The 26056-nt window shown below is 71.0% G+C and carries 24 protein-coding genes; 9 read left to right on the forward strand and 15 right to left on the reverse strand.

What is annotated here, in order from left to right; all coding sequences use genetic code 11:
• Nucleotides 1-13: 13 nt before the first annotated feature.
• Genes QU602_RS17920 through QU602_RS17940 form a run of 5 tightly spaced genes read right to left on the reverse strand, consistent with a single transcriptional unit; the run spans nucleotide 14 to nucleotide 4516 of the window.
• Nucleotides 14-742: an SDR family NAD(P)-dependent oxidoreductase gene (locus tag QU602_RS17920; RefSeq protein ID WP_308797809.1), complete on the reverse strand. Its 729-nt coding sequence runs from the start codon at nucleotides 740-742 to the stop codon at nucleotides 14-16.
• Complete coding sequence (locus QU602_RS17925; RefSeq protein WP_308797810.1) at nucleotides 739-1842, reverse strand: ABC transporter ATP-binding protein; 1104 nt, start codon at nucleotides 1840-1842, stop codon at nucleotides 739-741. Before QU602_RS17925 ends, QU602_RS17920 begins: the two co-directional genes overlap by 4 nt.
• On the reverse strand, nucleotides 1832-2629 hold the full coding sequence (locus QU602_RS17930; RefSeq protein WP_308797811.1) for an ABC transporter permease: 798 nt from the start codon (nucleotides 2627-2629) through the stop codon (nucleotides 1832-1834). The genes QU602_RS17925 and QU602_RS17930 overlap by 11 nt, the downstream gene beginning before the upstream one ends.
• Entirely contained in the window at nucleotides 2616-3473 is an 858-nt protein-coding gene (locus QU602_RS17935) for an ABC transporter permease (RefSeq protein ID WP_308797812.1), read from the reverse strand. The genes QU602_RS17930 and QU602_RS17935 overlap by 14 nt, the downstream gene beginning before the upstream one ends.
• Entirely contained in the window at nucleotides 3458-4516 is a 1059-nt protein-coding gene (locus tag QU602_RS17940) for an extracellular solute-binding protein (RefSeq protein ID WP_308797813.1), read from the reverse strand. The genes QU602_RS17935 and QU602_RS17940 overlap by 16 nt, the downstream gene beginning before the upstream one ends.
• A 153-nt stretch (nucleotides 4517-4669) precedes the next feature.
• Between QU602_RS17940 and QU602_RS17945 the strand changes: the two genes are divergently transcribed.
• From QU602_RS17945 to QU602_RS17960, 4 genes are read left to right on the forward strand one after another with little or no spacing between them, the layout of a single operon-like run.
• Nucleotides 4670-6076: an aldehyde dehydrogenase family protein gene (locus QU602_RS17945; RefSeq protein ID WP_308797814.1), complete on the forward strand. Its 1407-nt coding sequence runs from the start codon at nucleotides 4670-4672 to the stop codon at nucleotides 6074-6076.
• Complete coding sequence (locus QU602_RS17950) at nucleotides 6076-7965, forward strand: FAD-dependent monooxygenase (RefSeq protein WP_308797815.1); 1890 nt, start codon at nucleotides 6076-6078, stop codon at nucleotides 7963-7965. Before QU602_RS17945 ends, QU602_RS17950 begins: the two co-directional genes overlap by 1 nt.
• Nucleotides 7966-7968: 3 nt before the next feature.
• On the forward strand, nucleotides 7969-9933 hold the full coding sequence (locus QU602_RS17955; protein WP_308797816.1) for a primary-amine oxidase: 1965 nt from the start codon (nucleotides 7969-7971) through the stop codon (nucleotides 9931-9933).
• Nucleotide 9934: 1 nt separating this feature from the next.
• A complete protein-coding gene (locus QU602_RS17960) occupies nucleotides 9935-10411 on the forward strand; it encodes a hypothetical protein (protein ID WP_308797817.1) in 477 nt (158 codons plus the stop codon).
• Between the two features lie 26 nt (nucleotides 10412-10437).
• Here the strand turns inward: QU602_RS17960 and QU602_RS17965 are convergent, their stop codons facing one another.
• Complete coding sequence (locus tag QU602_RS17965; protein WP_308797818.1) at nucleotides 10438-10986, reverse strand: CGNR zinc finger domain-containing protein; 549 nt, start codon at nucleotides 10984-10986, stop codon at nucleotides 10438-10440.
• 199 nt (nucleotides 10987-11185) lie between these two features.
• Here QU602_RS17965 and QU602_RS17970 point away from each other — a divergent pair, with 199 nt between their 5' ends.
• From QU602_RS17970 to QU602_RS17980, 3 genes are all read left to right on the forward strand, one after another.
• Nucleotides 11186-12052 (forward strand): hypothetical protein, encoded by an 867-nt coding sequence (locus QU602_RS17970; RefSeq protein ID WP_308797819.1) that lies wholly within the window; start codon nucleotides 11186-11188, stop codon nucleotides 12050-12052.
• 45 nt (nucleotides 12053-12097) lie between these two features.
• Nucleotides 12098-13633 (forward strand): MFS transporter, encoded by a 1536-nt coding sequence (locus QU602_RS17975; protein WP_308797820.1) that lies wholly within the window; start codon nucleotides 12098-12100, stop codon nucleotides 13631-13633.
• Nucleotides 13634-13746: 113 nt separating this feature from the next.
• The gene (locus tag QU602_RS17980) at nucleotides 13747-14997 is read left to right on the forward strand and encodes an MFS transporter (protein WP_308797821.1); all 1251 of its coding nucleotides are present in this window, start codon (nucleotides 13747-13749) and stop codon (nucleotides 14995-14997) included.
• Here the strand turns inward: QU602_RS17980 and hpaD are convergent.
• The 6 genes from hpaD to hpaH all read right to left on the reverse strand — a co-directional run bounded on the left by hpaD (nucleotide 14994) and on the right by hpaH (nucleotide 21630).
• Entirely contained in the window at nucleotides 14994-16109 is a 1116-nt protein-coding gene (gene hpaD, locus QU602_RS17985; protein ID WP_308797822.1) for a 3,4-dihydroxyphenylacetate 2,3-dioxygenase, read from the reverse strand. The genes QU602_RS17980 and hpaD overlap by 4 nt on opposite strands.
• Nucleotides 16110-16170: 61 nt before the next feature.
• Nucleotides 16171-17664, reverse strand: coding sequence for a 5-carboxymethyl-2-hydroxymuconate semialdehyde dehydrogenase (gene hpaE / locus QU602_RS17990; protein WP_308797823.1), 1494 nt, complete (start codon nucleotides 17662-17664; stop codon nucleotides 16171-16173).
• 9 nt (nucleotides 17665-17673) lie between these two features.
• Nucleotides 17674-18384 carry a GntR family transcriptional regulator gene (locus tag QU602_RS17995; protein WP_308797824.1) on the reverse strand — a complete coding sequence of 237 codons (711 nt, stop codon included), beginning with the start codon at nucleotides 18382-18384 and terminating at the stop codon, nucleotides 17674-17676.
• On the reverse strand, nucleotides 18381-19940 hold the full coding sequence (locus QU602_RS18000) for a fumarylacetoacetate hydrolase family protein (RefSeq protein ID WP_373692850.1): 1560 nt from the start codon (nucleotides 19938-19940) through the stop codon (nucleotides 18381-18383). Before QU602_RS18000 ends, QU602_RS17995 begins: the two co-directional genes overlap by 4 nt.
• A gap of 56 nt (nucleotides 19941-19996) precedes the next feature.
• The gene (locus tag QU602_RS18005; protein ID WP_308797826.1) at nucleotides 19997-20860 is read right to left on the reverse strand and encodes an HpcH/HpaI aldolase/citrate lyase family protein; all 864 of its coding nucleotides are present in this window, start codon (nucleotides 20858-20860) and stop codon (nucleotides 19997-19999) included.
• Nucleotides 20845-21630 carry a 2-oxo-hept-4-ene-1,7-dioate hydratase gene (gene hpaH / locus QU602_RS18010; protein ID WP_308797827.1) on the reverse strand — a complete coding sequence of 262 codons (786 nt, stop codon included), beginning with the start codon at nucleotides 21628-21630 and terminating at the stop codon, nucleotides 20845-20847. Before hpaH ends, QU602_RS18005 begins: the two co-directional genes overlap by 16 nt.
• A 200-nt stretch (nucleotides 21631-21830) precedes the next feature.
• Here hpaH and QU602_RS18015 point away from each other — a divergent pair, with 200 nt between their 5' ends.
• Nucleotides 21831-22514 carry a LysE family translocator gene (locus QU602_RS18015; RefSeq protein ID WP_308797828.1) on the forward strand — a complete coding sequence of 228 codons (684 nt, stop codon included), beginning with the start codon at nucleotides 21831-21833 and terminating at the stop codon, nucleotides 22512-22514.
• On the opposite strand, the gene QU602_RS18020 is transcribed toward QU602_RS18015, so the two are convergent.
• The 3 genes from QU602_RS18020 to QU602_RS18030 all read right to left on the reverse strand — a co-directional run bounded on the left by QU602_RS18020 (nucleotide 22509) and on the right by QU602_RS18030 (nucleotide 25275).
• Nucleotides 22509-23633 carry an ABC transporter substrate-binding protein gene (locus QU602_RS18020; RefSeq protein WP_308797829.1) on the reverse strand — a complete coding sequence of 375 codons (1125 nt, stop codon included), beginning with the start codon at nucleotides 23631-23633 and terminating at the stop codon, nucleotides 22509-22511. The genes QU602_RS18015 and QU602_RS18020 overlap by 6 nt on opposite strands.
• Nucleotides 23634-23709: 76 nt before the next feature.
• The gene (locus QU602_RS18025; RefSeq protein WP_308800227.1) at nucleotides 23710-24429 is read right to left on the reverse strand and encodes a TSUP family transporter; all 720 of its coding nucleotides are present in this window, start codon (nucleotides 24427-24429) and stop codon (nucleotides 23710-23712) included.
• Nucleotides 24430-24480: 51 nt separating this feature from the next.
• Entirely contained in the window at nucleotides 24481-25275 is a 795-nt protein-coding gene (locus QU602_RS18030) for an SDR family NAD(P)-dependent oxidoreductase (protein WP_308797830.1), read from the reverse strand.
• A 234-nt stretch (nucleotides 25276-25509) separates the two neighbouring features.
• On the opposite strand from QU602_RS18030, the gene soxR reads away from it, so the two are divergent.
• On the forward strand, nucleotides 25510-26031 hold the full coding sequence (gene soxR / locus QU602_RS18035) for a redox-sensitive transcriptional activator SoxR (RefSeq protein ID WP_308797831.1): 522 nt from the start codon (nucleotides 25510-25512) through the stop codon (nucleotides 26029-26031).
• The last annotated feature ends 25 nt before the right edge of the window (nucleotides 26032-26056 follow it).

A 26056-nucleotide genomic window follows, 5' to 3' on the forward strand; every position in this document is an offset into this window, starting at 1 on the left:
CCCCGCCCTCCTCTCAATAGGCGGAGCGTCCGCCGGACAGGTCCAGCGCGCTCCCGGTCGTGAAACTGCACTCCTCGGAGACCAGCCAGGCCACCGCGGCGGCGACCTCCTGCGGCTGCGCCAGCCGCCCGAGCGGCGTGCGGTCGATGACGTACCGCACGAGGTCGGGCGCCTGGGCGATCATCGGCGTCGCGGTCGGTCCGGGGGCGACCGCGTTGACGAGCACGCCGTCCTCGGCGACCTCGCGAGCCACCGCCTTGACCAGGCCGAGCAGACCAGCCTTCGATGCCGAGTACGCGGCGACGCCGGGGTTGCCCTCTTTGCCGGCGGCCGAGGCCACGGCGACGATCCGCCCGCGCCGACGCGGGCGCATGACGCCCGCCGCAGCCCGGATCACATAGGCGGCGGCCGTCAGATTGATCTGGATGATGCGATCGATCTCGTGCGGGTCCGCCTCCGCGAGCGGCACGCGCGGCCCACCGACGCCGTGGCTCAGCACCACGGCGGACACGCCGTCTCCGGCGGCATCCAGTTCGCGGAACGTCTCGTCGACCAGCCGGGCGTCGCGCAGGTCGAGCGCGATCGCCTCGGCGACGCCGCCGGCATCGCGGATGCGACCCGCCGTCTCGGACGCGTCGGCCTGGTCGACGAGGACCAGGTCGAACCCGTCCCGCGCGAGCCGCTCGGCGATGGCCCCGCCGATGCCGCCTGCGGCCCCGGTCACCACCGCCAGCGCGCTCATTCGTCCTCCGCTGCGAGCACCGAGCCCGATGCGGCCGACCACGAGACCTCGACCGGTTCGCCCCGGCCGAGCACCTCACGGCCGTCGGCGGGGACGCGGACCTGCCGCTGCACGCCGTCTCCGCCGTCCACGAGGTATTTCTGCGACGACCCGATGTACACCGAGTCGATGACCCGGCCCGTGAACCGGTTCGTGCCGGCGCGGGGCGCATCCCCGACGGGACGCGCGACCGTCATCATCTCGGGCCGCACGATGAGCGCGACCGGGCGGTCCGCGAGCGCCGCATCGAAGTCGGGCGTCGCGAAGGCCCCGAGGCCGGGCACCTCGACACGGGCCGCCGCGCCGTCCCGAGCGCCGACGCCGACGAAGGTGTTGGACTCGCCGATGAACTCCGCGACGTAGCGCGACTCGGGATGTGAGTACAGCGCCTGCGCCGTGCCGATCTGCGCGATCCGGCCTTCGCGGTAGACCGCGATCCGGTCGCTCATGGTCAGCGCCTCCTCCTGATCGTGCGTGACGGAGACCACCGTCATGTCGAGCTCGCGATGCAGGCGCATCACCTCGAGCCGCAACTGCTCCCTGAGGTTCTTGTCGAGGGCGCCCATGGGCTCGTCGAGCAGCAGCAGCCGCGGATTGAACACGATCGCGCGGGCGATCGCGACGCGCTGCTGCTGCCCGCCCGAGAGCTCGGTCGGCTTCCGGTCGCCGAGCTTCGGCAGCCGGACCAGATCGAGGGCGCGGGCCACCCGCTCCGCGATCTCGGGCCTGGGCATCTTCCGGGCGCGGAGCGGGTACGCGATGTTCTCGGCGACGGTCATGTGCGGGAACAGCGCATAGTTCTGGAACACCACCCCGATGTCCCGGCGATACGCCGGGACCTTGGTGATGCTCCGGCCGGCGAGCTCGACCTCGCCCGAGGTCGCGTGCACGAACCCCGCGATGCAGCCGAGTGTGGTGGTCTTCCCGGACCCGGAGGCGCCGAGCAGGGTGACGAACTCGCCCTGTGCGACGGTGAGGTCGACGGAGTCGAGCGCGGTCGCGTGGCCGTAGGTCTTGCACAGTGCGGCGACCCGCAGGTAGGCATCGGTTTCAGTTGGCATGACGGTTCCTTCTCTGCCGGGCGGCTCGCCCGGTGATCCAGGCCAGGAGGAGCAGGACGACGGTGACGAGCAGCAGCAGCGAGGCGGCCGCGGCCACCGACGGCTCGACGCCGCTCGAGATCTGACTGAAGATGAGCACCGGCAGGGTCCGGACCCGGGGCGTGCTGAGGAACAGCGCTACGACCGCCTCATCCCATGACGTGATGAACGCGAACATCGCACCGGTCAGCAGGCCCGGCGCCATCTGCGGCAGGGTGATCGTCCGAAAGGTGCGGAACGGCCCGGCGCCGAGACTGTATCCGGCCAGCTCCAGGTTGCGATCGATGCGGCTGAGCGCGTTCATGACCGAGACCACGACGAACGGCAGCGCGAGGACCGTGTGCGCCGCGACGAGACCGCCGATCGTGCCGACGAGGCCCCAGCGCACGAAGACGAAGTACACGCCGACCGCCATGATCACGGTCGGCACGATCATGGGCGCGAGCACTCCGAGCGTCGCGAAGCTGCGGCCCCGGCTGCCGCCGCGCGAGATCGCGAGCGCGATGCCGCCGCCGAGCACGGTGGCCGAGATCGCGGTGAGCACCGCGACCTGGAAGCTGGTCACGGCCGCTCCGCGCCAATTGCCGTCGGTGAGCACCTCGGTGTACCAGTCGAGCGTGAAGCCCGATGGCGGCCAGCGCAGCACCGTGTACTCGGTGAACGACAGCGGCACCACGACGAGCGTGGGCAGCACCAGGAACGCGCCGACCAGGCAGGCGTAGACCACGAGCCACTTAGGCGCCTTCATCGTCCCTCCTCAGACCGAACACGTCGTCGAACCGCGCGAAGCGCAATCCGATCGCCAGCAGCCCGATCGTGACGATCAGCAGCAGCACCCCGATCGCGCTGCCGTAGCCGAAGTTCAGGGCTCGGTTGATCTGCTCGACGATGAGCTGGCCGACCAGGGGCCGTGTCGAGTCCCCGAGGATGGCGGGCGTCAGGTAGAAGCCGATCGACGTGACGAACACGATGAGCGATCCGGCCATGACCCCCGGCAGGCTGAGCGGCAGGTAGACCCGCACGAAGGTGCGGATCGGCCCGGCGCCGAGACTGCGCGAGGCGAGTTCGAGGCGCGGATCGATCCGGCGCATCGCGGCGTAGATCGACAGGACCATGAACGGCAGCAGCACGTGCGACATGCCGATCGTGGTGCCGAGCGCGTTCCGCATGAGCTGCAGCGGCTCGTCGATGAGGCCGTTCGCGATGAGGGTGCTGTTGACGATGCCGGTGTTCTGCAACCAGACCGTCCAGGCGTAGGTGCGGACGAGGATGCTGAGCCAGAACGGCACGAGCACGAGGCAGCCGAGGACCAGGGCGAAGCCCGACCCTGCGCGGGCCATCACGTACGCGTACGGATAGCCCAGCACGAGGCAGACCAGCACCGAGACCAGGGCGACGCCGAGCGTCGTCAGCGACGACGACTGCACCACCGCCGACGTCACCGCCCTGAGGTAGTTGCTCGGCGACGGGTCCGTGAGCGATCGCAGCAGGATCTCCGCGAGTGGGACCACGAAGAACACCACGAGCGCGATCGCACCCGGCACGCCGAGCACCGCCCAGGCTCGGCGCGAGGAGGCTACTCCTGCAGCCATGCCGTGAACCGCTCGGTGTAGGCGTCCAGGTTCTCGGCGTACCAGGGGCCGTCGAAGATGTAGGACTCGTCCGCCTTGTCGGCGGTGGGCAGGAACGGGTACGTCTCGGCGTCCTCAGACACGACGGCGTCGGGATTGCCCGGAGCGACGGGGTAGATCTCGGACATCCGGTGGTTGTGCTCGGCGCTGGTGATGAAGCCGATCAGCGCGTTGGCGCCCTCGACGTTCCGCGCGCCCTTGGGGATGACCAGATAGTCGATGCCGAGCCCCACGCCCTCCCACACGATCTCGACCGGCGAACCGTTCTTGGACATGTTGTACGCCTGGCTCGAGAACACGTTGCCCATGACGGCTTCTCCGTCGGCGACGAGCCTGGCCGCATCGGTCGGGCTGGGCGCCCAGACGATCTCGCTCTTGATCGTGTCGTACTTGGCGAGGGCTCGTTCGTAGTCCAGCGGGTAGAGGTCCTCGGGTGCGACGCCGTCGGCGAGGAGCGCAGCCTCGAAGATGCCGGTGGCGGCGGCGAGCTGGAAGATCGCGCGCTTGCCCGGGAACTTCTCCAGGTCGAAGAAGTCCTCCCAGCCGGTCGGTGCGGTGTCGACCGCATCCGGGTTGTAGGCGAGGATCGCGCCGTACTGGTGCGTCGGGATGCGGTAGCCGTCGCCGTCAGCAGGGCATTCCACGACCGCGCAATCGATCGGCTCGAAGTACGCGGCGGGGTCGTGCGCACCGAAGTCGCCACCGATGTCGGCGACGTCCCAGAGCACGTTCCCCGACTCGACCTGCGCCTGGAACTTGGCGTAGTCGGTCGAGCCGGTGTCCTCGAGCACCTCGTACTGCGGGTTGTCCGCCAGGAAGGCGTCGATGTAGGCGGCCGATTGCGCCTCCTGCAGCGCCCCGCCGTTGCTGGCGAAGGTGATGGGCCCGCCGCTCTCGGCGGCGGGGCCGGGAGACCCGGCGCATGAGCTGACGGCGAGGACGACGGCCGCAGCGCCGCCCAGCACGACGACGAGGCGAGAGACGGATCGGGTGTTCGACTTCATCGGGAACCTCCTTGATCGGGTGCCACCCTTGGCGGATGAACGTATGCGTGTATACACTTTGCACAGTGACGGGCGAATTGGCAAGCGCGACATCGAAGTCCGAGCGCCGGATCCGTCATCCCGATCCACACGACGACCCCCTGGAGGCCGAAGATGACCACGACCACGCTCCTCGATGCCGTCTCCGTCGCGGAGGGCGACGGGCGCGCGATCCCGGACGCGGCGACGCGGGAGGTGCTGGGGTACGCGCCGGTGCACTCGATCGCCGACCTCGGGCGCGCGATCGCGTCGGCCCGGGGCGCCCAGCCGGGCTGGAACGCACGCGGCCACTCGGCCCGGAGCCGGATCCTGCACGACATCGCCGACGACATCGAAGCGCACGCCGACGAGCTCGCGGTCGTGCTCTCGCGCGAGCAGGGCAAGCCGCTCAACGGGCCCAACGCCCGGTTCGAGGTCGGCGCCTGCGCGGCCTGGCTCCGCAATGCCGCCGATACCGTGCTCGAACCCGAGACGGTGCTCGACGACGGCGGCACCCACGCCGAACTGCACTACGCAGCGCTCGGAGTCGTGGGCGCCATCGGTCCGTGGAACTGGCCGATGCTCATCTCGATCTGGCAGATCGGGCCATCGCTGCGCATGGGCAACACGGTCGTCGTGAAGCCGAGCGAGTACACGCCGCTCTCGGTGCTCGCGCTGGTCGAGGTGTGCAATCGCCACCTGCCCGCCGGCGTGCTCTCGGTCGTCTCGGGCAACCGCGAGGTCGGCGCTGCGATGGCGGCGCATTCCGGCTTCGACAAGATCATGTTCACCGGGTCGACGGCCACCGGCCGGCGCATCGTCGAGGCATCCGCCCACAACCTGGCCCGGCTCACGCTGGAACTCGGCGGCAACGACGCCGGCATCGTGCTCCCGGGCACCGACGTGTCGGCGATCGCCGAAGGCCTGTTCTGGGGATGCTTCCTGAACACCGGCCAGACCTGCGCGGCACTCAAGCGCCTCTACGTGCACGACTCGGTGTACGACGAGGTCGTCGACGCGCTCGCCGGCCTGGCGGCCTCGATGCCGATGGGTGTCGGGCTCGACGAGGCCAACGTGCTCGGGCCGCTGCAGAACGAGCGGCAGTTCGAGATCGTCCGCGAGCTGGTGGATGCGGCACGTACCGCCGGTGCACGGGTCGCGGTCGGAGGCGAGCCGGCGCCTGAGCTCGGGCCGCTGTTCTACCGCGCCACCGTGGTCGCCGACATCACCGACGGTGAGCGGCTCGTCGACGAGGAGCAGTTCGGACCGGTCATCCCGGTGATCAGGTACTCCGACGTCGACGACGCGGTTCGTCGAGCCAACGCCTCGGCGCAGGGACTGGGCGCGTCGGTGTGGTCGAGCGACGCCGACGCCGCGCTCGAGGTCGCCGAGCGGCTCGAGGCCGGCACGGTGTGGATCAACCAGCACGGCGTGATCAACCCCGCGGTGCCGTTCGGCGGGCTCAAGGACTCCGGCTACGGGCACGAGTTCGGGGTCGCGGGGCTCAAGGCGGTCTCGGCGCCGAAGGTCATCATCCGCTGATGCAGTTCCACCACCACGGGTACGTGCCGACCGATCCCCGGCTGCAGACGGCGGCGGGTGCCGGGCTCGCCCGGCCGGACGAGATCCCCGACGAGGTCGACGTGCTCATCGTCGGCGCAGGGCCGGCGGGCATGCTCCTGGCCGCTCAGCTCGCGCAGTTCCCGACGATCGTCACGCGGATCGTCGAGCGGCGACCGGGCCGCCTGGAGATCGGTCAGGCCGACGGGATCCAGGCTCGCACCGTCGAGACGTTCCAGGCTTTCGGCTTCGCCGAGCGGATCGCCGAGGAGGCGTACCGGATCTCGGAGGTGAACTTCTGGGCGCCGGACCCGGCTCATCCGTCCCGGATCACGCGGACGGCGCGGACCGACGACGATCCGGCCGGCCTCAGCGAGTTCCCGCATCTCGTGGTGAACCAGGCGCGGGTGCTCGACTACCTGGCCGAGGCCGCGTCGAACGCCCCCGCGCGGGTCTCGGTCGACTACGGCGTCGAGTTCGTCGACCTCACGGTCGGCGCCGACGGCGCCCCGGTCGAGGTGGAGCTGCGGGAGCACGATCCCGCCGGGGTGAGCCGAACGCGGAGGATCCGTGCGCGGTACGTCGTCGGCTGCGACGGCGCGCGCAGCCGGGTCCGCGAGTCGATCGGCCGCAGCTACACCGGCGGAGCCGCGATGCACGCATGGGGCGTCATGGACGTGCTCGCGGTCACGGACTTCCCCGACGTCCGGCTGAAGTGCGCGATCCAGTCCCAGGCGGGGAGCATCCTGCTCATCCCCCGCGAGGGCGGATTCCTCGTCCGCATGTACGTCGACCTCGGCGACGTGCCGGCTCACGACCGGGGCGCCGTGCGGTCGACGCCGCTCGCCGACATCGTCCGGCGGGCGCAGGCGATCCTGCACCCGTACACGCTCGACGTCCGGGATGTGGCCTGGTGGTCGGTGTACGAGGTCGGCCATCGCGTCGTCGACCGCTTCGACGACGCGACTGAGGGCGAAGTCCGCCTGCCGCGGGTCTTCATCTGCGGGGACGCGTGCCACACGCACAGCGCCAAGGCCGGCCAGGGGATGAACGTCTCGATGCAGGACGCGTTCAACCTCGGCTGGAAGCTCGGATCGGTGCTGGACGGCCGGGCTCCGGCGTCGCTGCTTCGGACCTATTCCGAGGAGCGGCGCGAGGTCGCCGTCGATCTGATCGAGTTCGACAAGCAGTGGTCGAGCCTCATGGCGCAGGGGGCGGAAGACGCCGACGACCCGGATACGCTCGCGACCTTCTACACGTCGAACGCGGAGTTCGCGGCCGGCTTCATGACCAGGTATCGCCCGTCCATGATCACCGGCGACGACGCGCACCAGCACCTCGCTGCCGGCTTTCCCATCGGCAAACGCTTCCGGTCGGCGCCCGTGATCCGGGTGGCGGACGCCACACCCCGGCAGCTCGGGCACCATGCCCGCGCCGACGGTCGCTGGCGCCTCTACGCGTTCGCCGACCGGGACGGCTCGGCCTTGCGGGAGTGGGCCGGATGGCTCCGCGACTCGGCCGACAGCCCGGTGCGGCGCACGATGCGACCGGATGCGGATCTCGACCGCGTGTTCGACGTGAAGGTCGTCTTCCAACAGCGCCACGACGACCTCGGACTGCTCGATGCACCCGCCGTCTTCCTGCCGCAGGTCGGCCCGTTCGGCCTCACCGACTACGAGAAGGTGTACGCGGCCGACGAGTCGGCTGACATCTTCGACCTGCGCACGATCGATCGGAGCGGGGTCGTCGTGGTCGTCCGTCCAGACCAGTACGTGGCGAACGTGCTGCCGTTCTCGGCGCGCGACGAGCTCTCCGCCTTCTTCGCCGCGTGCCTGGCGAGCGCGACCCGCCGATCCCCCGAAAGAGAGTAGGACATGGACACTGCCGTCACCCCGCACCCGCTCGCACGCCTGTCGGCCGCCGAGATCGAATCCGCCCGCACCATCGCCGAGGCGGCCGGCCTCGTGACATCCCGCACGCGCTTCTCCTACGTGATGGTGCGCGAGCCCGACAAGGCCGACGTCCTAGCCGGCCGCACCGACCTGCCGCGCGAGGTGAGCATGCTGCTCACGGAGCTCGACTCGACCGTCCGCCTGCGCTCGGTGATCGTCGACCTCCGTGCCGGCGACGTCGTCGCAGTCCACGAGCTGGATCCGCGACTCGACGGTTTCGGGCCGACGCTCGACGAGGACTTCGCGCGCGGCGATGCGATCGTGAAGGCCGACGCCGAGTGGGTCGCCGCACTCGCCCGACGCGGCGTGACCGATCTCGACACCGTGCGTACCGTGCCGCTCTCGGCCGGCGTATACGGCTACGCCGACGAGGTCGGCCGCCGGGTCTACCGGGTGCTCGCGTTCCAGCAGATGCACCCCGCCGACCCGCCGTGGGCACACCCGATCGACGGCGTCGTCGCGCACATCGACATCGACGCCGGCCGGGTGCTGCGCGTCGTGGAGACCGCCGTCGAGCACGTGCCCGCCGAATCGGGCGACTACCTCGACGACGCGGTCCGCGGGCCGATCCGGACCGCGCCGCGGCCGATCGAGATCCGGCAGCCCGAAGGCGTGAGCTTCACGCTCGTCGACGACGTGCTCACCTGGCAGAACTGGAGCCTCCGCATCGGGTACAACGGTCGCGAAGGTCTCACGCTCCATCAGGTGCGGTATCGCGACGGCGACGAAGACCGCGACATCCTCTACCGCGCCTCGGTGAGCGAGATGGTGGTCAACTACGGCGACCCGTCGCCCACGCACGCCTGGCAGAACTACTTCGACGTCAGCGAATACCAGTTCGGACGGCTCGCCAACGCGCTCGAACTCGGCTGCGACTGCGTCGGCGAGATCACCTACCTGGATGCCGTCGTCGTCGACGACCACGGCGCACCGCGAGTGCTCCCGAACGCCATCTGCATCCACGAGGAAGACGCGGGCGTGCTCTGGAAGCATCGCGACGACTTCGCCGGGACGGCCGTGACGCGCCGCAACCGGCGGCTCGTCATCTCATTCTTCGTCACCGTCGGCAACTACGACTACGGCTTCTACTGGTACCTCACCCTCGACGGCGCGATCCGGCTCGAGAGCAAGGCGACCGGCATCGTGTTCCCCTCGGGCGACAGCGGCGAACGCGAGTTCACCACACCGCTCGCTCCGGGGCTCGGCGCCCCGGTCCATCAGCACATGTTCTGCGCACGGCTCGATCTGACCATCGACGGCGTGCGCAATCAGGTCGACGAGCTCGACGTCCGGCGGGTCCCCACCGGGCCGGGCAACCCCTGGGGCAACGCGTTCACGCGCACGGTCACGCGCCTGCGCCGCGAGTCCGAGGGGGTCCGGGATGCCGCGAACCAACTCGGCCGCACGTGGCGTGTGAGCAGCGCTGAACGCGCCAATCGCACCGGGGAGGCGACCGCCTACGTGCTCGCGCCAGAGGGGCAGCCCGCGCTGCTGAGTGCCGACGACTCCTCGACACGCCGTCGTGCGGGGTTCGCCGCCCACCACCTCTGGGTCACGCGTTACGAGCGCGACGAGCTCTGGGCTGCCGGGTACACCGTGAACCAGCACCCCGGCGGCAACGGGCTCCCCCGCTACGCCGCTGCCGACCGCGACATCGACGGGCAGGACATCGTGCTCTGGCACAGCTTCGGCCTCACGCACTTCCCGCGTCTCGAGGACTGGCCGATCATGCCCGTCGACACCGCAGGCTTCGTGCTCAAGCCGCACGGGTTCTTCGACCGCAACCCCACGCTCGACCTGCCTGAGGACCCGGCGGCGTGCCACCCGGAGCACGGCCACCACGCTGCAGCGGGTCATTCGCACGGCGGTCACGGGAACCACGAGTGAGGTGCTGCTGCCCACGATCGTGATGGCCGCGTGCGCGATCCCACTCGCGCTCGGGCCTGAGCGGAGATGCTCGCGCGCGTGGGGCGCGCTCGCCCTGCCCGTGGCCGCCATGGCGGCGGGGGCGGTCATCGCGACCCCCGGAGCGTATCTCTGTGGCGGAGTGCTCGCGCTCCTGTCGGCGCCGATCGCCGTCGCCGGGGCACCTCGTGGGGCCGGCCTCGCAGGGCTCCATCGTGCGATCGCGGCGCTCCTGACGGCATGGTGCCTGTTCTCGGGGGCCGCCGGTCACACCCCTGCGGCGAACGGGCCGGCCCACCACATGGTGACCCCGCTCGGGCCCCTGCTCGCCGGGCTGTACGGCCTGATCGCCGTCATCGCCGTCGCCCATCACTGGCGGCGCCGCGAGGGGCGCTTCGCCGCGTGCGGCGAGGTCGCCGGGATGTCGGCCGGCGTGGCGATCATGCTCCTGCCGGCCTAGGCGCCGCACGACACCGCAGGCTCGGGTCACCGAGCGGCGTGCTCGGCCTGCCTGGCGCGATAGGCGCGTGTGCGCGCCCGGTTCTGGCAGATCAGGGAGCAGTAGCGGCGTCGGCCGCCCGGCGACGCGTCGACGTAGACGTCGGCGCAGGCCGCACCCGTGCAGGTGCCGAGCCGACGAGCGTCGGGGTCGTCCTCGAGCTGCATGACGACCGCGAGGAGCGCGGACGAGAGCAGCTCCCGACCAGGGCGCGCCGTGCGCCAGACTCGGCTGACATCCCACTCGGCCGCCTCGAGCTGCGAGACGAGACCCGCGACGTTCATGAGGGTGTTCACGCGTTCTGCGCACGCGAAGCCCGAGGGCGCCTCGAACACGGGATGCAGGAGGTCCGCGACCTCGGTCAGTTCGGCGTCACTGTGCCGAGCGGCGGAGCGCAAGCCACCATCGGGCGCATCCAGCACTGACGGGTACGGGTCGCCGGACTCGCCGCAGGCGGCGCGCGGCGCCGACCCCCACTCGTTCACGATGAAGACCACGTCCGAGATCGGCAGCGGTTCGATGACCTGGTCCGGCATCTCTCTCCCTCCGGCGTCTCGTCCCCATGATACGGGCTCCCTGCGCCGAGCCGCCCCGGCTGGTGTCACGCGCTGAATCGCGGTGGCACGTTCGAGATCTCTCATCGAATCGCCGAGGCTCACAGGAAGGCTAGCGCTTGACACGCAATGCAGGCGGATAATTCGTGACAATCGACTCTCGTGCGAATACGCTTCCGCCATGACTCCCCCGTCTCGCGCGGCCCTCCTCGCGCTGGTTGCCGCCCTCGCCACGATGCTGTCCGCCTGCGCTCCGGCCGCGGACTCCGGTCACGGCGCCACGGGCGACACGTGGCCTGACCAGCTCACGGTCGAGATCATGCAGTACCGATCGGACGTCGCGACTCGAGAGGCGCACGTGCTGGTCACCAACGGCTCGGACGAGGCGATCACGATCGACACGCTCGTCGTCCAGGACCCGCGATTCCAGCACGACGCGCAGCGCGCCGTCGAGCGCGCCAGCACGATCCCGGCCGGCGTCACCACGGGCGTGCGCGTCGCGTTGCCGCCGATGGCCTGCCCGGCCGACGCTCCGGGCGCAACCCAGGTCGTCATCAGCTACACCGAGAACGACACGCCGCGCGAAGCCACGGCCCCGCTGCCCGATCCGCTCGACTTCCTCACCCCGCTGCACGAGCGCGAGTGCCGGGCCGCCGAGCTGGCGCACGCCGCCGACGTGACATTCGAACGCTTCGAGCCGGGTTCCCCGGGCGTGCTCACGCTCTCGATCCATCCGACCGGCGACGGCGAGGCGGAGGTGACCGCGCTCCAGCCGACCAACCTGATCCGATTCGCGGGCCAGAGTGGGCCGCTCCCGCTCGACGTGCAGATCACCGAAGGCGCCACCGACATCACCACGATCGACGTGCCGATCGAACCCACCAGGTGCGACCCGCACGCCGTCCAAGAGGACAAGCGCGGCACGATCTTCACCCTCGAGGTGAACCTGCATGGTCAACCGGGCTCGATCGAGCTCCCGGCCTCCGACGAACTGAAAGGACGCATCCTCACGTGGGTCCCCGAGTGGTGCGTCGCCAACGCGGGCTGAACGCCGCTTGACCTCGACCTACGTCGAGGTTCAACACTCGACTACGTGGACACTCAACCGCGACCCCCCGTTCCGACCGTCGCCCCGAAGACCCGCCGCACCGGCTGGTGGGGAGTGGCGGCGCTCGCGCTTCCCGCGCTCCTCGCCTCACTCGAACTGACGGTGACGAATCTCGCGCTCCCGTCGATCGCGATCGCCCTCCAGGCGACGAGCCTGCAGCTGCTCTGGATCGCGGACGTGTACGCGCTCCTGCTCGCGGGCTCGCTCGTGCTGATGGGCGCGCTCGGCGATCGGTTCGGCTCGCGGCGGATCCTGCTCCTCGGCGCAGCGGGCTACGGGGTCGCCAGCTGTCTCGCCGCCTTCGCGCCCACGGCCGACACACTGATCGTCGCGCGCGGCCTCATGGGCATCGCCGGAGCCACCCTCATGCCGTCGACCCTCGCCCTTGCCAGCTCGCTCTTCCCCGACGCGCGCCGGCGTGCGACCGCGGTGGCCATGATCATCGCGAGCGTCTCGGCGGGCACGGCGCTCGGCCCGCTCGTCGGGGGCGTCCTCCTCGAACAGTTCTGGTGGGGCTCGGCGTTCCTGATCGGCGCCCCCATCATGCTGCTCGTCCTGGTGCTCGTGCCGATGTTCGTCCCCGAGCGGCCCCGCGTCCCCGGCGCACGCCTCGACGTGCTGAGCGCAGCCCTGATCTGCGCGTGCCTGCTGCTCTGCGTGGCCGCGCTCAAGCGCCTCGCGACCGGTGAGCTCACGGTCTTCCCGCTGCTCGCGATCCTCCTGGCGGTCGGCCTCGGCGTCTGGTTCGTCCGCCGCCAGTTGCGCAGCCCCTTCCCGCTCCTCGACGTCCGGCTGTTCGCGGGGCGGCGCTTCACCACGACGGTGCTCACGCTGACCCTGGGCATCTTCGTGCTCTGGGGCTCGAACTATGCGCTCGCGCAGCTGCTCCAGCTCGTACTGGGCCTGAGCCCGATCGTCGCGGGGATCTGGACCGCCGCTCCGGCGGTCGCCGTGATCGCCGGCTCGACGCTCGCGCCGCGCTGGGCTGCACGGTTCACGCCCGAGCGGGTCACGATCGCGAGCCTCGTCCTGGCCGGGATCGGCTACACGCTGCTCGGCGTCGTCAGCGGTTCGGGGGACCCGCTGCTGATCATCGCCGCCGCCGTGCTCATCTCCGCCGGACTCGGCCCCATCATGGTGCTCACCACCGCGGCGATCATCGAGTCCGGCGGACCGGAACGCGCCGGAGCTGCGGCGGCGATCTCCTCCACAGCGCCGCAGGTTGGCGGCGCGGTCGGGCTCGCGGTGCTCGGCAGCATCGGCCTCGGCGTGTACCGGTCGACCCTCGAAGCCGCCGACCTCCCGCGGCGCGCCGCGGAGCTCCGCGACCGCGCCATGGACGGGCTCGCGGCGATCGCACCGCCCCAGGGCGGCGACTCGCCGGTCGACCCGCTGCTCGGCGCGGTGCGCACCGTCGCCGTGGAGGCGCAGATCGCGGGCCTGCAGGCCGTCGCGTTCACGTGCGCCGGCGTTCTGCTCGCGTGCGTGATCGCGAACATCCTCGCGTTCCGGAAACCGTGACGGCGCACGGTGACGGCGAACGACGACGGCGCACGGTGACGGCGCGCGATCCGCGGCACGCGCGGTCCATTTTCCGCCAGCGCACGACCCGGTCCTCCGTCCAGAGTGAAGGCGTGCCGAACTCGACGTCCACCCGACTCCCCGGCAGCTTCGTGCGCGTGGGCTGGTCCAGCGTCCTCGTGCAGAGCTCCGAGCAGATCGCACTCGCCGCGGCTCCGCTCGCCGCGGTGCTCATCCTCGCCGCGAGCCCCTCCGAGACCGCCCTGCTCCAGCTGGCGCAGACGGCACCCTTCCTGCTGTGCGCGATCCCGATCGGCGTGCTCGTGGACCGGGTCTCGCGCAAGGCGGTGCTGATCGGGAGCGAGGCGCTCCGAGCGGTCACGCTCGCGGTCCTCGTCCTGCTGATCACGGCGGAGACGCTGGACTACACGTGGCTGCTGGTCCTCGGGCTCGTGGGCGCCATCGGCACCGTCGGCTTCAGCGTCTCCGCCCCCGCGGTCGTGCCGCTGCTCGTCAGCCGGGACCGCCTGACCGACGCGAACCGCTGGCTCGAGCTCGGGCGGAGCGCCGCCTTCATCGGCGGGCCCGCGGCGGCCGGCGCGCTCGTGAGCCTGAGCGGCGCACCGGCCGCGTTCGCGGTCGGAACGGTGATCTGCGTGATCGCCCTCACCCTGCTCGTCCGGCTCGACGTCCCACCCGTTCCTTCGGCACCACGACGCCACATCCTCCGGGACCTGCGCGAGAGCGCGGCGTTCGCCGCGCGGAGCGACGTGCTCCGGCCCATCATCGTGACGGCGATCGTCTTCAACACGGGCTGGTTCGTGATCCAAGCCGTCTTCGTCGTGTACGCGATCGAGCACCTCTCGATGGACGCGGCGACCGTCGGCCTGACGCTCGGCGGCTACGGCGTGGGCATGGTCACCGGGGCGCTGATCGCCCGGAGGGTCGCAACCTGGCTCAGCATCGGCCGGATGACGCTCCTCGGCCCGATCGGCGGCTTCGCGGCAGCGCTGGCCCTCGCAGCGACCCTCGTCGCGCCGTCACCGTTGCTCGCGGGCGCCGCGTTCTTCCTGTTCGGGGTCGGCCCGGTGATCTGGGCGATCACCACCACGTCGCTCCGCCAGGCCATCACGCCGTTCGAGATGCTCGGCCAGGTGTCCTCGCTCCTCGTCATGGCGACCTATGGCGCTCGCCCGATCGGGGCGGGCCTCGCCGCGCTCGTCGCGGCGCGGTGGGGCGTGGCCGCGTGCCTCGTGATCGCCACGGTGATCTTCGCGGCGCAACTGGTGTACGTCTCCTGCTCGGCGCTTCCCCGTCTGACGGAGCTGCCCCCGGCGCCCGTGAGCGGGCACACCCAGGCCTAGAGCGTATGCCCGAGCTTGAAGCCGTGCTCCTCGTCGCCCTTGCGGGTGTAGGAGAACCCGTCGGCGCCGATCGTGACCGCCATCTCGGAGTCCTCGGTGCGCGACACGAGCGGTTGCGGCCGGCCGTCGAGGTCGAGCACGAGCGAGGCGTCGGTGTACCAGCTGGGCACGACCGGGTTGCCCCACCAGTCGCGGCGCTGGTTGTCGTGCACGTCCCAGGTCACGACGGGGTTGTCGGGGTCACCCGTCCAGTAGTCCTGCGTGTAGATCTCGACCCGGTGGCCGTCGGGGTCGCGCAGATAGAGGTAGAACGCGTTCGAGACGCCGTGCCGGCCAGGGCCTCGTTCGATCGCGTCGGACCTGCGCAGCGCACCGAGCTTGTCGCAGATGGCGATGATGTTGTGCTTCTCGTGCGTCGCGAACGCGATGTGGTGCATGCGGGGGCCGTCGCCGCCGGTCATCGCGGTGTCGTGCACGGTGGGCTTGCGCCGCATCCACGCGGCGTAGGTGGTGCCCGCCTCGTCCTGGATGTCCTCGGTCACCCGGAACCCCAGGTCCTCCATGTGCCGCACGGCACGCGGCACGTCGGGTGTCACCTGGTTGAAGTGATCGAGCCGCACGAGGCATCCGGGGGTCTGCAGGTCGTAGCGCCAGGCGAGCCGCTCGACGTGCTCGACCTCGTGGAAGAACTCGAGCGGGAACCCGAGCGGGTCCTCGACCCGCACCGAGTCGCCGATGCCGCGGACGAATCCGTCGGCCCGCCGTTCGACGCGGCAGCCGAGCTCGGTGTAGAACGCGACGGCCCGGTCGAGGTCCTCCGGCGTGCGCACGCGGTACGAGAAGGCGGCGACCGCCGCGACCGGCCCTCGGCGCAGCACGAGGTTGTGGTGGATGAACTCCTCGAAACTCCGCAGGTAGACGGTGTCCTCGTCCTCCTCGGTGACGACGAGGTCGAGCACGTCGACGTAGAAGCGGCGCGAGGCCTCGAGGTCGGTGACCACGAGCTCGAGGTACGCGCAGCGCACGACGTCGGGCGCGGCCGACTCGGGCGTCGGCACCGCGTGTGCCGGTGCGGGGATCGGGTTCTGGTCGGTGACGATGGGTTCGGTCATCTTCGCGTCCTTGCGAGGTCGGTGGGAGGGGGCGAGCGGATGTCTCGGTCGGGTCGGCGTCTCAGCCGCGGCCGAAGCGCGGCGAGTGGGCTTCGTCGAGCGTGATGTGCACGGCCTGCTGGTCGGTGTAGAAGTCGATCGAGCGGTAGCCGCCCTCGTGGCCGAGCCCGGAGGCCTTGACGCCGCCGAACGGGGTGCGCAGGTCGCGCACATTGTTCGAGTTGAGCCAGACCATGCCGGCATCGACCGACTGGGCGAAGGTGTGCGCCCGGGTCAGCGAGGTGGTCCAGAGGTACGCCGCGAGCCCGTACTTCACGCCGTTGGCGAGCGCGAGCGCCTCCTCGTCGGTGTCGAAGGGCGTGATCGCGACGACGGGCCCGAAGATCTCCTCCTGGAAGATGCGGGCCTCCGGCGGGACATCCGCGAAGACCGTCGGCGCGATCCAGTTGCCCTCCGGCCGGTGGGCCGGCCGGCCGCCGCCCGCGACCAACCGGCCCTCGCTCGCGCCGAGCTCGACGTAGGACAGCACCTTCGCGGTGTGCTCGGGGTGCACGAGCGCGCCGACCTCGGTCGCGGGGTCGTGCGGGTCGCCGACGACGATGTTCCTGGCGCGTTCGGCGTACCGTTCGACGAACTCGTCGTAGATCGGGCGTTCGACGAGGATGCGGCTGCCGGCCGTGCACCGCTCGCCGTTCAGTGAGAACACGCCGAAGATGGTCGCGTCGAGGGCGGCCTCGAGGTCGGCGTCGGCGAAGACCACGGCGGGCGACTTGCCGCCCAGCTCCATCGAGAGCCCCTTCAGGAAGGGCGCGGCGTTGGCGAAGATGAGCGCCCCGGTCGAGCTCTCGCCGGTGAACGAGATGAGCGGGACGTCCGGATGCTTCACCAGCGCGTCGCCCGCCTCCTCGCCGAGCCCGTTGACGAGGTTGAAGACCCCGTCGGGCACGCCTGCCTCGCGGAAGATCTCGGGCCACAGCGACGCCGACAACGGCGTGAACTCGGCGGGCTTCAGCACGACGGTGTTGCCGGTCGCGAGTGCGGGTGCGAGCTTCCACGACTCGAGCATGAACGGCGTGTTCCACGGCGTGATGAGCCCCGCGACGCCCTTCGGCTTGCGGTTGACGTAGTTCAGCTGGCGGCCCGGCACCTTGAACGCGTCGTCATGCTGGGCGACGATGAGGTCGGCGAAGAACCGGAAGTTCTCGGCCGCACGGCGGGCCTGGCCGAGCGCCTGCGAGATCGGCAGCCCGGTGTCGAACGTCTCGAGCTCGGCGAGCCTTGCATCGCGCTCCTCGACGAGGTCGGCGATGCGGTGCAGCACGCGCGATCGCTCGCGGGGCAGCAGCTTCGGCCAGGGCCCGTCGGTGAACGCGCGACGGGCGGCGGCGACGGCCCGCTCGACGTCGGCCTGCCGGCCGGCCGCGGCCTGCACGTACGGCTCGTTCGTGACGGGGTCGAGCACGTCGAACGTCTCGCCGCCGAGCGAGTCGACGAACGCACCGTCGATGAAGTGGCGGACGCGGTCGGGGAGGCCCGCGGGCACATGGTGGGTCATCGCGATTCCTTACTGACGGGCCGCGGCCGTCGACTGAGGGGCCGCGACCGGCGCGGACCCCGTTGCGGGTGTCTTCTGGGCAGCCTGGTAGGCCAGGACGGCGTCGAGCGTGGCGGTGCGGTGCTCGCGCACGACGAGCTCGAGCTCGCGCGGATCGGCGCCTGCCTCGATGAGCTCGAGGATGCGCTCGTGCTCCTCGACCGATTCGCGCGCCCGGCCCGGCACGAAGCCGAACGACGACGCGCGCAGCACCTTCATCCGGCTCCAGCCACGGTGCACGAGGTCGAGGAGGTGCGGGTTCGGACAGGCTTCGAACAGCACCGCGTGGAACTCGAGGTTGAGCTCGGTGAACCGGCGCGGATCGAAGGCCTCGAGCGTCTGCCGCATGCGCTCGTTGATCAGCCGGGCGCGGGCGATGTGGCCGGGGGTGAGGTACGGGGCCGAGAGCGACGTCGCATACCCTTCGACGACCGCGAGCGTCTGCATCGTGTAGAGGTACTCGGTCTCTTTGATGAGCGCGACCTGCGCGCCGACGTTTCGTTCGAAGGTGACGAGGCCCTCGGCCTCGAGCAACCGGATCGCCTCACGCACGGGCACGACCGAGACATTCAGTTCGCGCGCGATCTGGCCGAGCACCAGGCGGTACCCCGGAACGTAGCTGCCGTCATCGATCCGCTCGCGGATGAACCGGTACGCACGCTGCGCCTTGCTCTCGGTCATCGCGCATCCCCCTCGTTCGCCTCGGGTGCGCCCGCCGCCTGTTCGGCGTCGTAGCGGGCGCGCCAGGACGCGTTCATCGGGAACAGCCCGTCGACCGGCACGCCGGCCGCGACCTGCCCGGCGACCCAGGCGTCCTCACGCTCCTGCGCCTCGGCCTCGGCGAGCACCTCGGCGACCAGCGCGGGAGGGATGACGATGACCCCGTCCGCGTCGCCCACGATCACGTCGCCAGGCTGCACCGCGGCCCCGCCGCACGCGATCGTCACGTCGACCTCCCACGGCACATGGCGGCGGCCGAGCACCGACGGGTGCGGACCCTGCGAGAACACGGGCAGGCCGATCTCGGCCACCGCGTCGAAGTCGCGCACGCCGCCGTCGGTCACCACGCCGGCCGCACCGCGGACCTTCGCTCGGAGTGCGAGCACGTCGCCCACCGTGCCCGTGCCGCGTTCCCCGCGCGCCTCGATCACGAGCACCTCGCCCGGCTCGACCGTGTCGAAGGCGCGCTTCTGGGCGTTGAACCCGCCGCCGTGCGCGGCGAACAGGTCGGGGCGGAACGGCACGAACCGCAGGGTCTTCGCACGGCCGACGAGGCGGGTGCCCGGCCGCTGGGCATGCACGCCCTCGACGAACACGTCGTGGTAGCCGCGCTTGCGGAGCGCGACCGAGAGGGTCGCGACCGCGACCCGCTCGAACCGGTCGCGCAGCTCTGCCGTCAGCTCGAACCCGCCGGGTGACGCGGCCTCGGACCCGGGTGCCGGCCGCCCGGCGTCGGTCGAGGGCGAACGTCCCTCGGCGACCGCGGCGGCGAGCGCCTCCTCGGAACCCCACGCCTCGAGGCGCTGCTGGTCGTCGACGGCGGGCGACGTGCCGGTGTCCGCGAACGCCACCGTCCCCTGTACCACGGTCGTCGTGAGGCGACCGGTCGTCGGTGCGCCCGGAGCATCCGGAGCGTCGACCTCGATCTCGACGACCTGGCCCGGCACGACGACCGACGAGCCCGCCGGCGTGCCCGTGAGCACGATGTCGCCGGTCTCGAGCGTCATGAGCTGCGACAGGTCGGCGACGAGCTGCCCGAACGGGAAGAGCAGGTCGGCGGTCGTGTCGTCCTGCACCAGGGCGCCGTCGACCCACGTGCGCACGCGGAGTCCGGCCGGGTCGAGCCCCGACGCGGGGATCGTGGCCGGACCGAGCGGCGTGAACCCGTCGCCGCCTTTGGACCGGACGTTCGACCCCTTGTCGGCGGCGCGCAGATCGTACAGCCCGAAGTCGTTCGCGGCCGTGACGGCCGCCACGTGGGACCAGCCCTGCTCGGACGACACCCGGCGCGCAGGAGCGCCGATGATGAGGGCGACCTCGCCTTCGAACGCGAGGAGCTCGGTTCCGGCCGGGCGCTCAACGGTGCCGCCCGTCTCCGCGATCGAGCTGGTCGGCTTGAAGAAGTAGCTCGGCGCGGCGGGCGTGCGGCCGCGCTGGGCCGCGCGCGAGCGGTAGTTCAGATGGACGGCGACGATCTTGCCGTGGGCGGCGGACCGGTCGGTGTCGTCGGAAGCCATGGACGTCCTCTGCGTGTGAGATCTCGGATCGAAGTGTGGGTGGACGCGCTGCACCGTCAGTAGGACGCGCGGGGCGCCGCGTCCGGCGGCGGATCGTCGGGGCGCTGCGCTGACGGGCGCCGGGAGCCCACGAAGCGGTCGGCGAGCGCCTCCGACGCCCGCGCGAAGAGCGACACGTCCGCGCCGACCGCGACGAAGTCGGCACCCGCCTCGAGGTATCGCTCGGCGACCTCGGGGACGAAGGCGTTCACACCCACCGGGACGCCCGCCGTCTTCGCGGCCCGTACGGCACGGAGCACCGCGTCATCGACCTCGGGATGGTCCGGATCGCCGAGACGCCCCATCGAGGCGGCGAGGTCGGCGGGGCCGACGAAGATCGCGTCGACACCGTCGACCGCGAGGATGTCGTCGACCGCGGCGACCGCCGCGGCCGACTCGATCTGCACGGTGAGGCTGATGGTCGACGAGGCATCCCGCAGGTAGTGCTCGACGCGATTCCAGCGCGACGAGCGCGCGAGCGAAGCGCCCACGCCGCGCATGCCCGGCGCGCCCGACGCGGCCGCCGCGGGATACCGCACGGCGCGGACCACCTCGGCCGCGTGCGCCGCGGAGTCGACCATGGGCACGAGCAGGTTCTGCGCACCGAGGTCGAGCATCTGCTTGATGATCACGGGCTCGCCGAAGGGGACCCGCACCACAGGGGCGACCGGGTACGCGGAGACCGCGTAGAGCTGGGTCAGGATCGACTCGAGCCCGTTCGGCGAGTGCTCGCCGTCGATGAGCACCCAGTCGACGCCGCTTCCGGCGGCGATCTCCGCCATGATCGGGTTGCCCGAGCAGACCCACAGGCCGATCTGCGGCCGAGTCGCAGCCGCGAGTCGCGCCGTGAACGTGTCGGGCAGTGTCAGACGAACCGGCATGCGATCGCCCCCAGCGTTCCATAGTCGGCGTGTACGACGTCGCCGCGCTCGACCCACATCGGGCGTGTGAACGAGCCCGCGAGCACGAGGTCGGCGGCCGCGAGCGCCTGGCCGTGCTGCGCGAGCTTCCGCGCGAGCCAGGCCACGCCCATCGCGGGATGCCCGAGCACGGCGGCCGCGACGCCCGTCTCCTCGATGACCTCGTTGCGGGAGAGCAGGGCGCCGATCCAGCGCAGGTCGACCGCGTCCGGCGACACCGGCCGGCCGCCGAGCACCATCGCGCCCATCGCCGCATTGTCGGAGATCGTGTCGACGATCGTGCGCCCCTCGAGCGCGATGTGCGAGTTCAGGATCTCGAGCGCGGGGACGACGTAGGCCGTCGCGTCGAGCACGTCGAACATCGTGACGTCGGGGCCGGCCAGCGGCTGGGCCAGCACGAACGCGAGCTCGACCTCGATGCGGACGTTCGAGAACCGGTCGAACTCGATCACCGAGCCCGACTCGTGCACCATGTCGTCGAGGATCACCCCGTAGTCGGGCTCGCTGATCCCGGTGGCGGCCTGCATGACCTTCGAGGTCAATCCGATCTTGCGGCCGACGACACGGCGACCGCGAGCCACGGCGCGGTCGGTCCATTCACGCTGGACGGCGTACGCGTCCTCGACGGTCATGCCCGGGTTGCGGGCCGTGAGCAGCGGCACGACCGTACGGTCACGGTCGGCCGCCGTCAGCTCGTCGGCGATCTCCGCGATGCGGCCAGGGTCGAGCATCCGGTCTCCACTTCGTCGGTGAGGCGGTCGGACGGTCTCCGACTTCCGACCGAACGATATTCGAGATCATATACGATCACCGGCCGCTCGACAATCGTGCGTTCGATGCGTGGCTGCGCATCCCGTGAGCGTGTAACGTTCAACTGGCATTCATTGCGTGACATGCCTCCGACTCGGATCGTCAATGAGAGGTGCATCCCATGGAGAGTCTCGGCCTCTTCCTGATCGCCGCGTCTGCGGTCGCGGTGATCCCGGGACCGGATCACTTCTACCTCGGCGCCGTCGCGCTGCGGGACGGTCGCCGCGTCGCGCTCGTCTCCGCGGTCGGCATGGCCGCGGGCATGACCGTGCACAGCGTCGTCGCCGCCACCGGCCTCGGCGCGCTGCTGCTTACGGTGCCCGGGGCGCTGATCGGGGTGCGTGCATTGGGTGCGCTCTACCTGCTCTACCTCGGGATCAGTGCGATCAGGGCGAACCCGCAGCCCGACGACGTGGCAGAGGCCCCCCGCGGCCGAAGCTTCGTCCGTGCGATGACCGTGAACCTGCTCAACCCGAAGATCGTGCTGTTCTATCTCGCGTTCCTCCCCCAGTTCGTCACGCCCTCGACCATCCCGATCGGCGTGCAGCTCCTCATGCTGGGGCTGCTCTTCGTGGCGATCGGACTCGTGGTGGATGTCGCCTACGCGTTCGTCGGCGTCGCCGCGAACGCATTCCTGCGACGACGAGGGGTCGGCAGCCGCGCGCTCTCCGTGGCGTCGGGCGTGGCGTACCTGGCGCTCGCGGCATTCGTGGCGAGTACCGTCGTGCTCGAACTGGCCGGTGCGTCAGGACCTCCCGATGCACCGTCGGCCGCGGCGCCGATGCCGACGGCGCCTTGGTCATGATCGGGCGTACAGCACTCGCAGACGCTCGGGCGAAGCCGGGTCCCGGTCGACGACTTGAACAGGTGCCCACGCCCACTGCCACGCGCTGACGTCCGGGACGCGCGAGAACTGGATCACGCCTCGACTGCCGGCCACCGAAGGCGTCGACCAGGACTCGATGATCCGCGCGCGGTCCGCACCCGCGGTGCGCACGACCGAGGCGAGGACGAGGGCCGAGTCGAAGCCCTCGAAGGCAACGAAGGAGGGTCGGGCCCCGAGTTTACGTCGAAGACGATCGTCGACGCGCACGCCGATCGGGGTGAGCCGTTCGGGCAGGTAGCGGAGGAAGGGCACGCCGGCCCCCTCGACCCCGAGTGCCTCCGCCCACTCGGGGAACTCGGGTTGCCCCGCCGGCGCACCGAGCAGGATGGCGTGCATCCGGTCGTCGTGACGCACCGCCCGCACGATCGAGGTCGCCGGCTCCGGGTGTCCGGTGAGGAGCAGGATCGCGGTCACCTGTGCCGCGAGTGCCGCATCGCAGAGCGACGCCACGGACTGCGTCCGTGCGTCCAGCTCGATGACGCTGCCGCCTCGTGGTGCGAGATGCTCCGCCAGGAGGCGCGCGCCCGCAGCCCAGTACACGCTCGGCTCGATCGCCACGGCGATGCGGCGGTGTCCACGGTCGAGCAGGAAGTCTCCGTAGACCCTCCATCCGTGGGACTGCGCGGGCGCGAGACGCGCGACCGCGCGCGTCTCGCGCTCCGGGATGGCGTCGAGCACGGCGGACGAGCAGAGGAAGGGGACACCGAGCGCGTCAGCGGTCGCGGCGGCGGCCTGCGCGGCGACGCTGTGATACTCGCCGACGAGCGCGACGACGTCCAGGCGCTCGAGCTCTCGGACGGCGTCGGCGGCGCGGTGCGGGTCGGCCGAGGTATCCCTGACCAGGAGCTCCAGGGGGTGTCCGTCGACGCCGCCCGAGGCGTTGATCTCGTCGACGCCGAGTGCCAGGCCCGCGAGCAGATGGCGACCGGCCTCGGTCCATCCCGGCGGACTGAGCGGGGCGAGGGCTCCGATCCGAATCGGTGCCCGGTCGGATCGCCGGGCATCGGCGCCGTGCTGGTCGCTCCGCCGCAGGTTCATCTCGTCCTCCTCCGTGGGCCCCGGCCCGGATCGCTCATCCTCACCGTAACGCAGTGAGCGCTCAGTTTCCGTGACGTCAGGCCGCCAGGCCCAGCACCCCCTGTGCGACGACGCCGAGCGCACCGAGGAACGCCACGACGAGGCACCACCGGCGCGCGGCGCGCACGCCGACGCGACGCGAGGCCGCCGACCCCACCCAGAGGCCGGCGGCGAGCGCGAGGACGGCGACGGCCCACTCGGTCGGCGTGAGGGCCGGAGGGACGCCTCGGACGAGGAGCGACCAGACGCCGAGGACGACGAAGTAGAACTGCACGCTCAGGGCGAACCGATCATGCGGCCATCGGGCCGCGACGGCGTAGGCGGCGACCGCGGGCCCGCCGACGCCCGCGGCCACGTTCATGGCCCCCGACAGGGCGCCGGCGGCGATGAGGCCCGGCCGGCCGGCGATCCCGCGGACCCGCTGTGCGGTTACGCTCAGCGCGAGGGCACCGAGCACGAGACACCCCGCGATGACCGCGAGCACGTCGGCGGGCAGGTCGCGGGTGAGGAGCGCGCAGGGCACAGCCGCGACACAGGCCGCGAGCAGCAGTGGGAGGATCTTGCGGTACTCGACGTCGCGCGCGTGCCGGATGTAGACGCTCAGCGCCGTGAGCACGGCGAACACGTTGGTGACCACCACACCCTGCACCGGCCCGAGGAGCAGGATCAGCACGGGTGCGGCGACGAGCGCGAACCCGATGCCCGAGATGCGCTGCGTCAGCGCACCGGCCAGCACGGCGGCGGCCAGGGCCGCCACCGCGATCAACCGCGCTCCGCTCGCGCGACGGGTGGCCGGATGCGTCGCACGTCAGTCGACGATCGCTCCGCCGGTGAGGTTGGCGACCACACCGGTCAGCACACCCACGCGGTCGGATGCGGCGAAGGCGAGGTACTCGGCCACCTCGATCGTCTCGGGCAATCGCCCGATGGGCGCTCCGGATGCGGCGCCGGCGAGCCACTCGTCGAGCGTTAGCCCGGCACCCTGGGCGATCCGGGCGAACATGGCCCCGGTGTAGGACGTCGACACCGCGTCGGAGAGGGCATGCGGCCGGACGCACACCACCCGCACTCCGTGGGGCGCGAGCTCGCCGGCGAGCGCACGCGAGAACCCTTCCAGCCCGGCGCTCTGCGCGGCGTTCCCCACGAGTCCGGGGCCGCTCAGTCTCGCGCCGGGCGTGGAGATCGTGAGCACGACGCCTGCTCCCTGCGGCACCATCACTCGAGCGGCGGCCCGCGCGGTGAGGAAATTGGTCCGCAAGTAGGTCGTGACCGGGTAGAGGAAGTCCTCGACCCCGGTGTCGACGATCGGCAGACCCTGCACGTGATCCACGCCGACCGCGTTCAACACGATGTCGACCCGGCCGCGGTCGCGCGCGACCGTGTCGACATAGCGCTCGACCGCCGACTCGTCGAGTGCATCCACGACCTCGGCCTGGACCGAGCCACCCGCGTCGGCGAGGGCGTCGGCCACCCGGTCGAGGTCGGCCGCGGTGCGGCCCGCGAGCGCGACGTGCGCACCTTCGCGGCTGAACACCGCGGCGGTCGCGGAGCCGATCGCCCCGGCACCGCCGAAGACGATCGCCGTCTTTCCTTCGAGCAACATGTCACCCTCCCGACTGCCCGGTCGCCGGCGAGCCGGACCGGATTCCTTCGCAGGAACCCCTGCGGTGCGATCCACCCTAGCTGCAACTTATTGGTTGCACAAGATTGGTTTGCTGAAACGTGCATATTGCGATCTGTGCGTGACAGATTCGCGAACGCCTGCATAGTATGGACAAAATCTTCAGCGCAATCTACGCGCTGACATCGTCAACACGTGACCGAGAGGGTGCCCCGGATGCCACGACTCGCACCCGAGCACACCGCGTTGACCATCCGTCAGGTCTCCGAGCGATCCGGGGTGGCGATCACCGCACTCAGGTTCTACGAGCGACGCGGGCTGATCTCGAGCCTGCGAACCACGGGAAACCACCGCAGATACGAGCGGGGCGTGCTGCGGCGCATCGCCGTCATCCGAGTCGCGCAGCGCATCGGCATCCCGCTCAGAGTGGTCCGTGACGCCTTCGACACCCTGCCGTCCGGGCGCACGCCCACGCGAGAGGACTGGGCCGAGCTGTCGCGCTCGTGGAGTGCGGAGATCGACGCACGCATCGCCGGCCTCAGTGCCCTTCGCGACGAACTCGAGTCCTGCGTCGGATGCGGCTGCCTATCGATGACCACGTGCGCGCTGAGCAACCCCGGCGACCGGTACGGCGCAGACGGCCCGGGCCCCCGACGACTCCTGGAACACCTCCAGGAGTCGTCGCACGCGCGCGAGCGCACCATCCCCGAACACCAGACCACCGCCAGAGCACAGTGAGGCGCCGCACGGCGCCAGAACAGGA

It is taken from the genome of Agromyces protaetiae (assembly GCF_030866785.1).
Taxonomy (GTDB): Bacteria; Actinomycetota; Actinomycetes; order Actinomycetales; family Microbacteriaceae; genus Agromyces; species Agromyces silvae.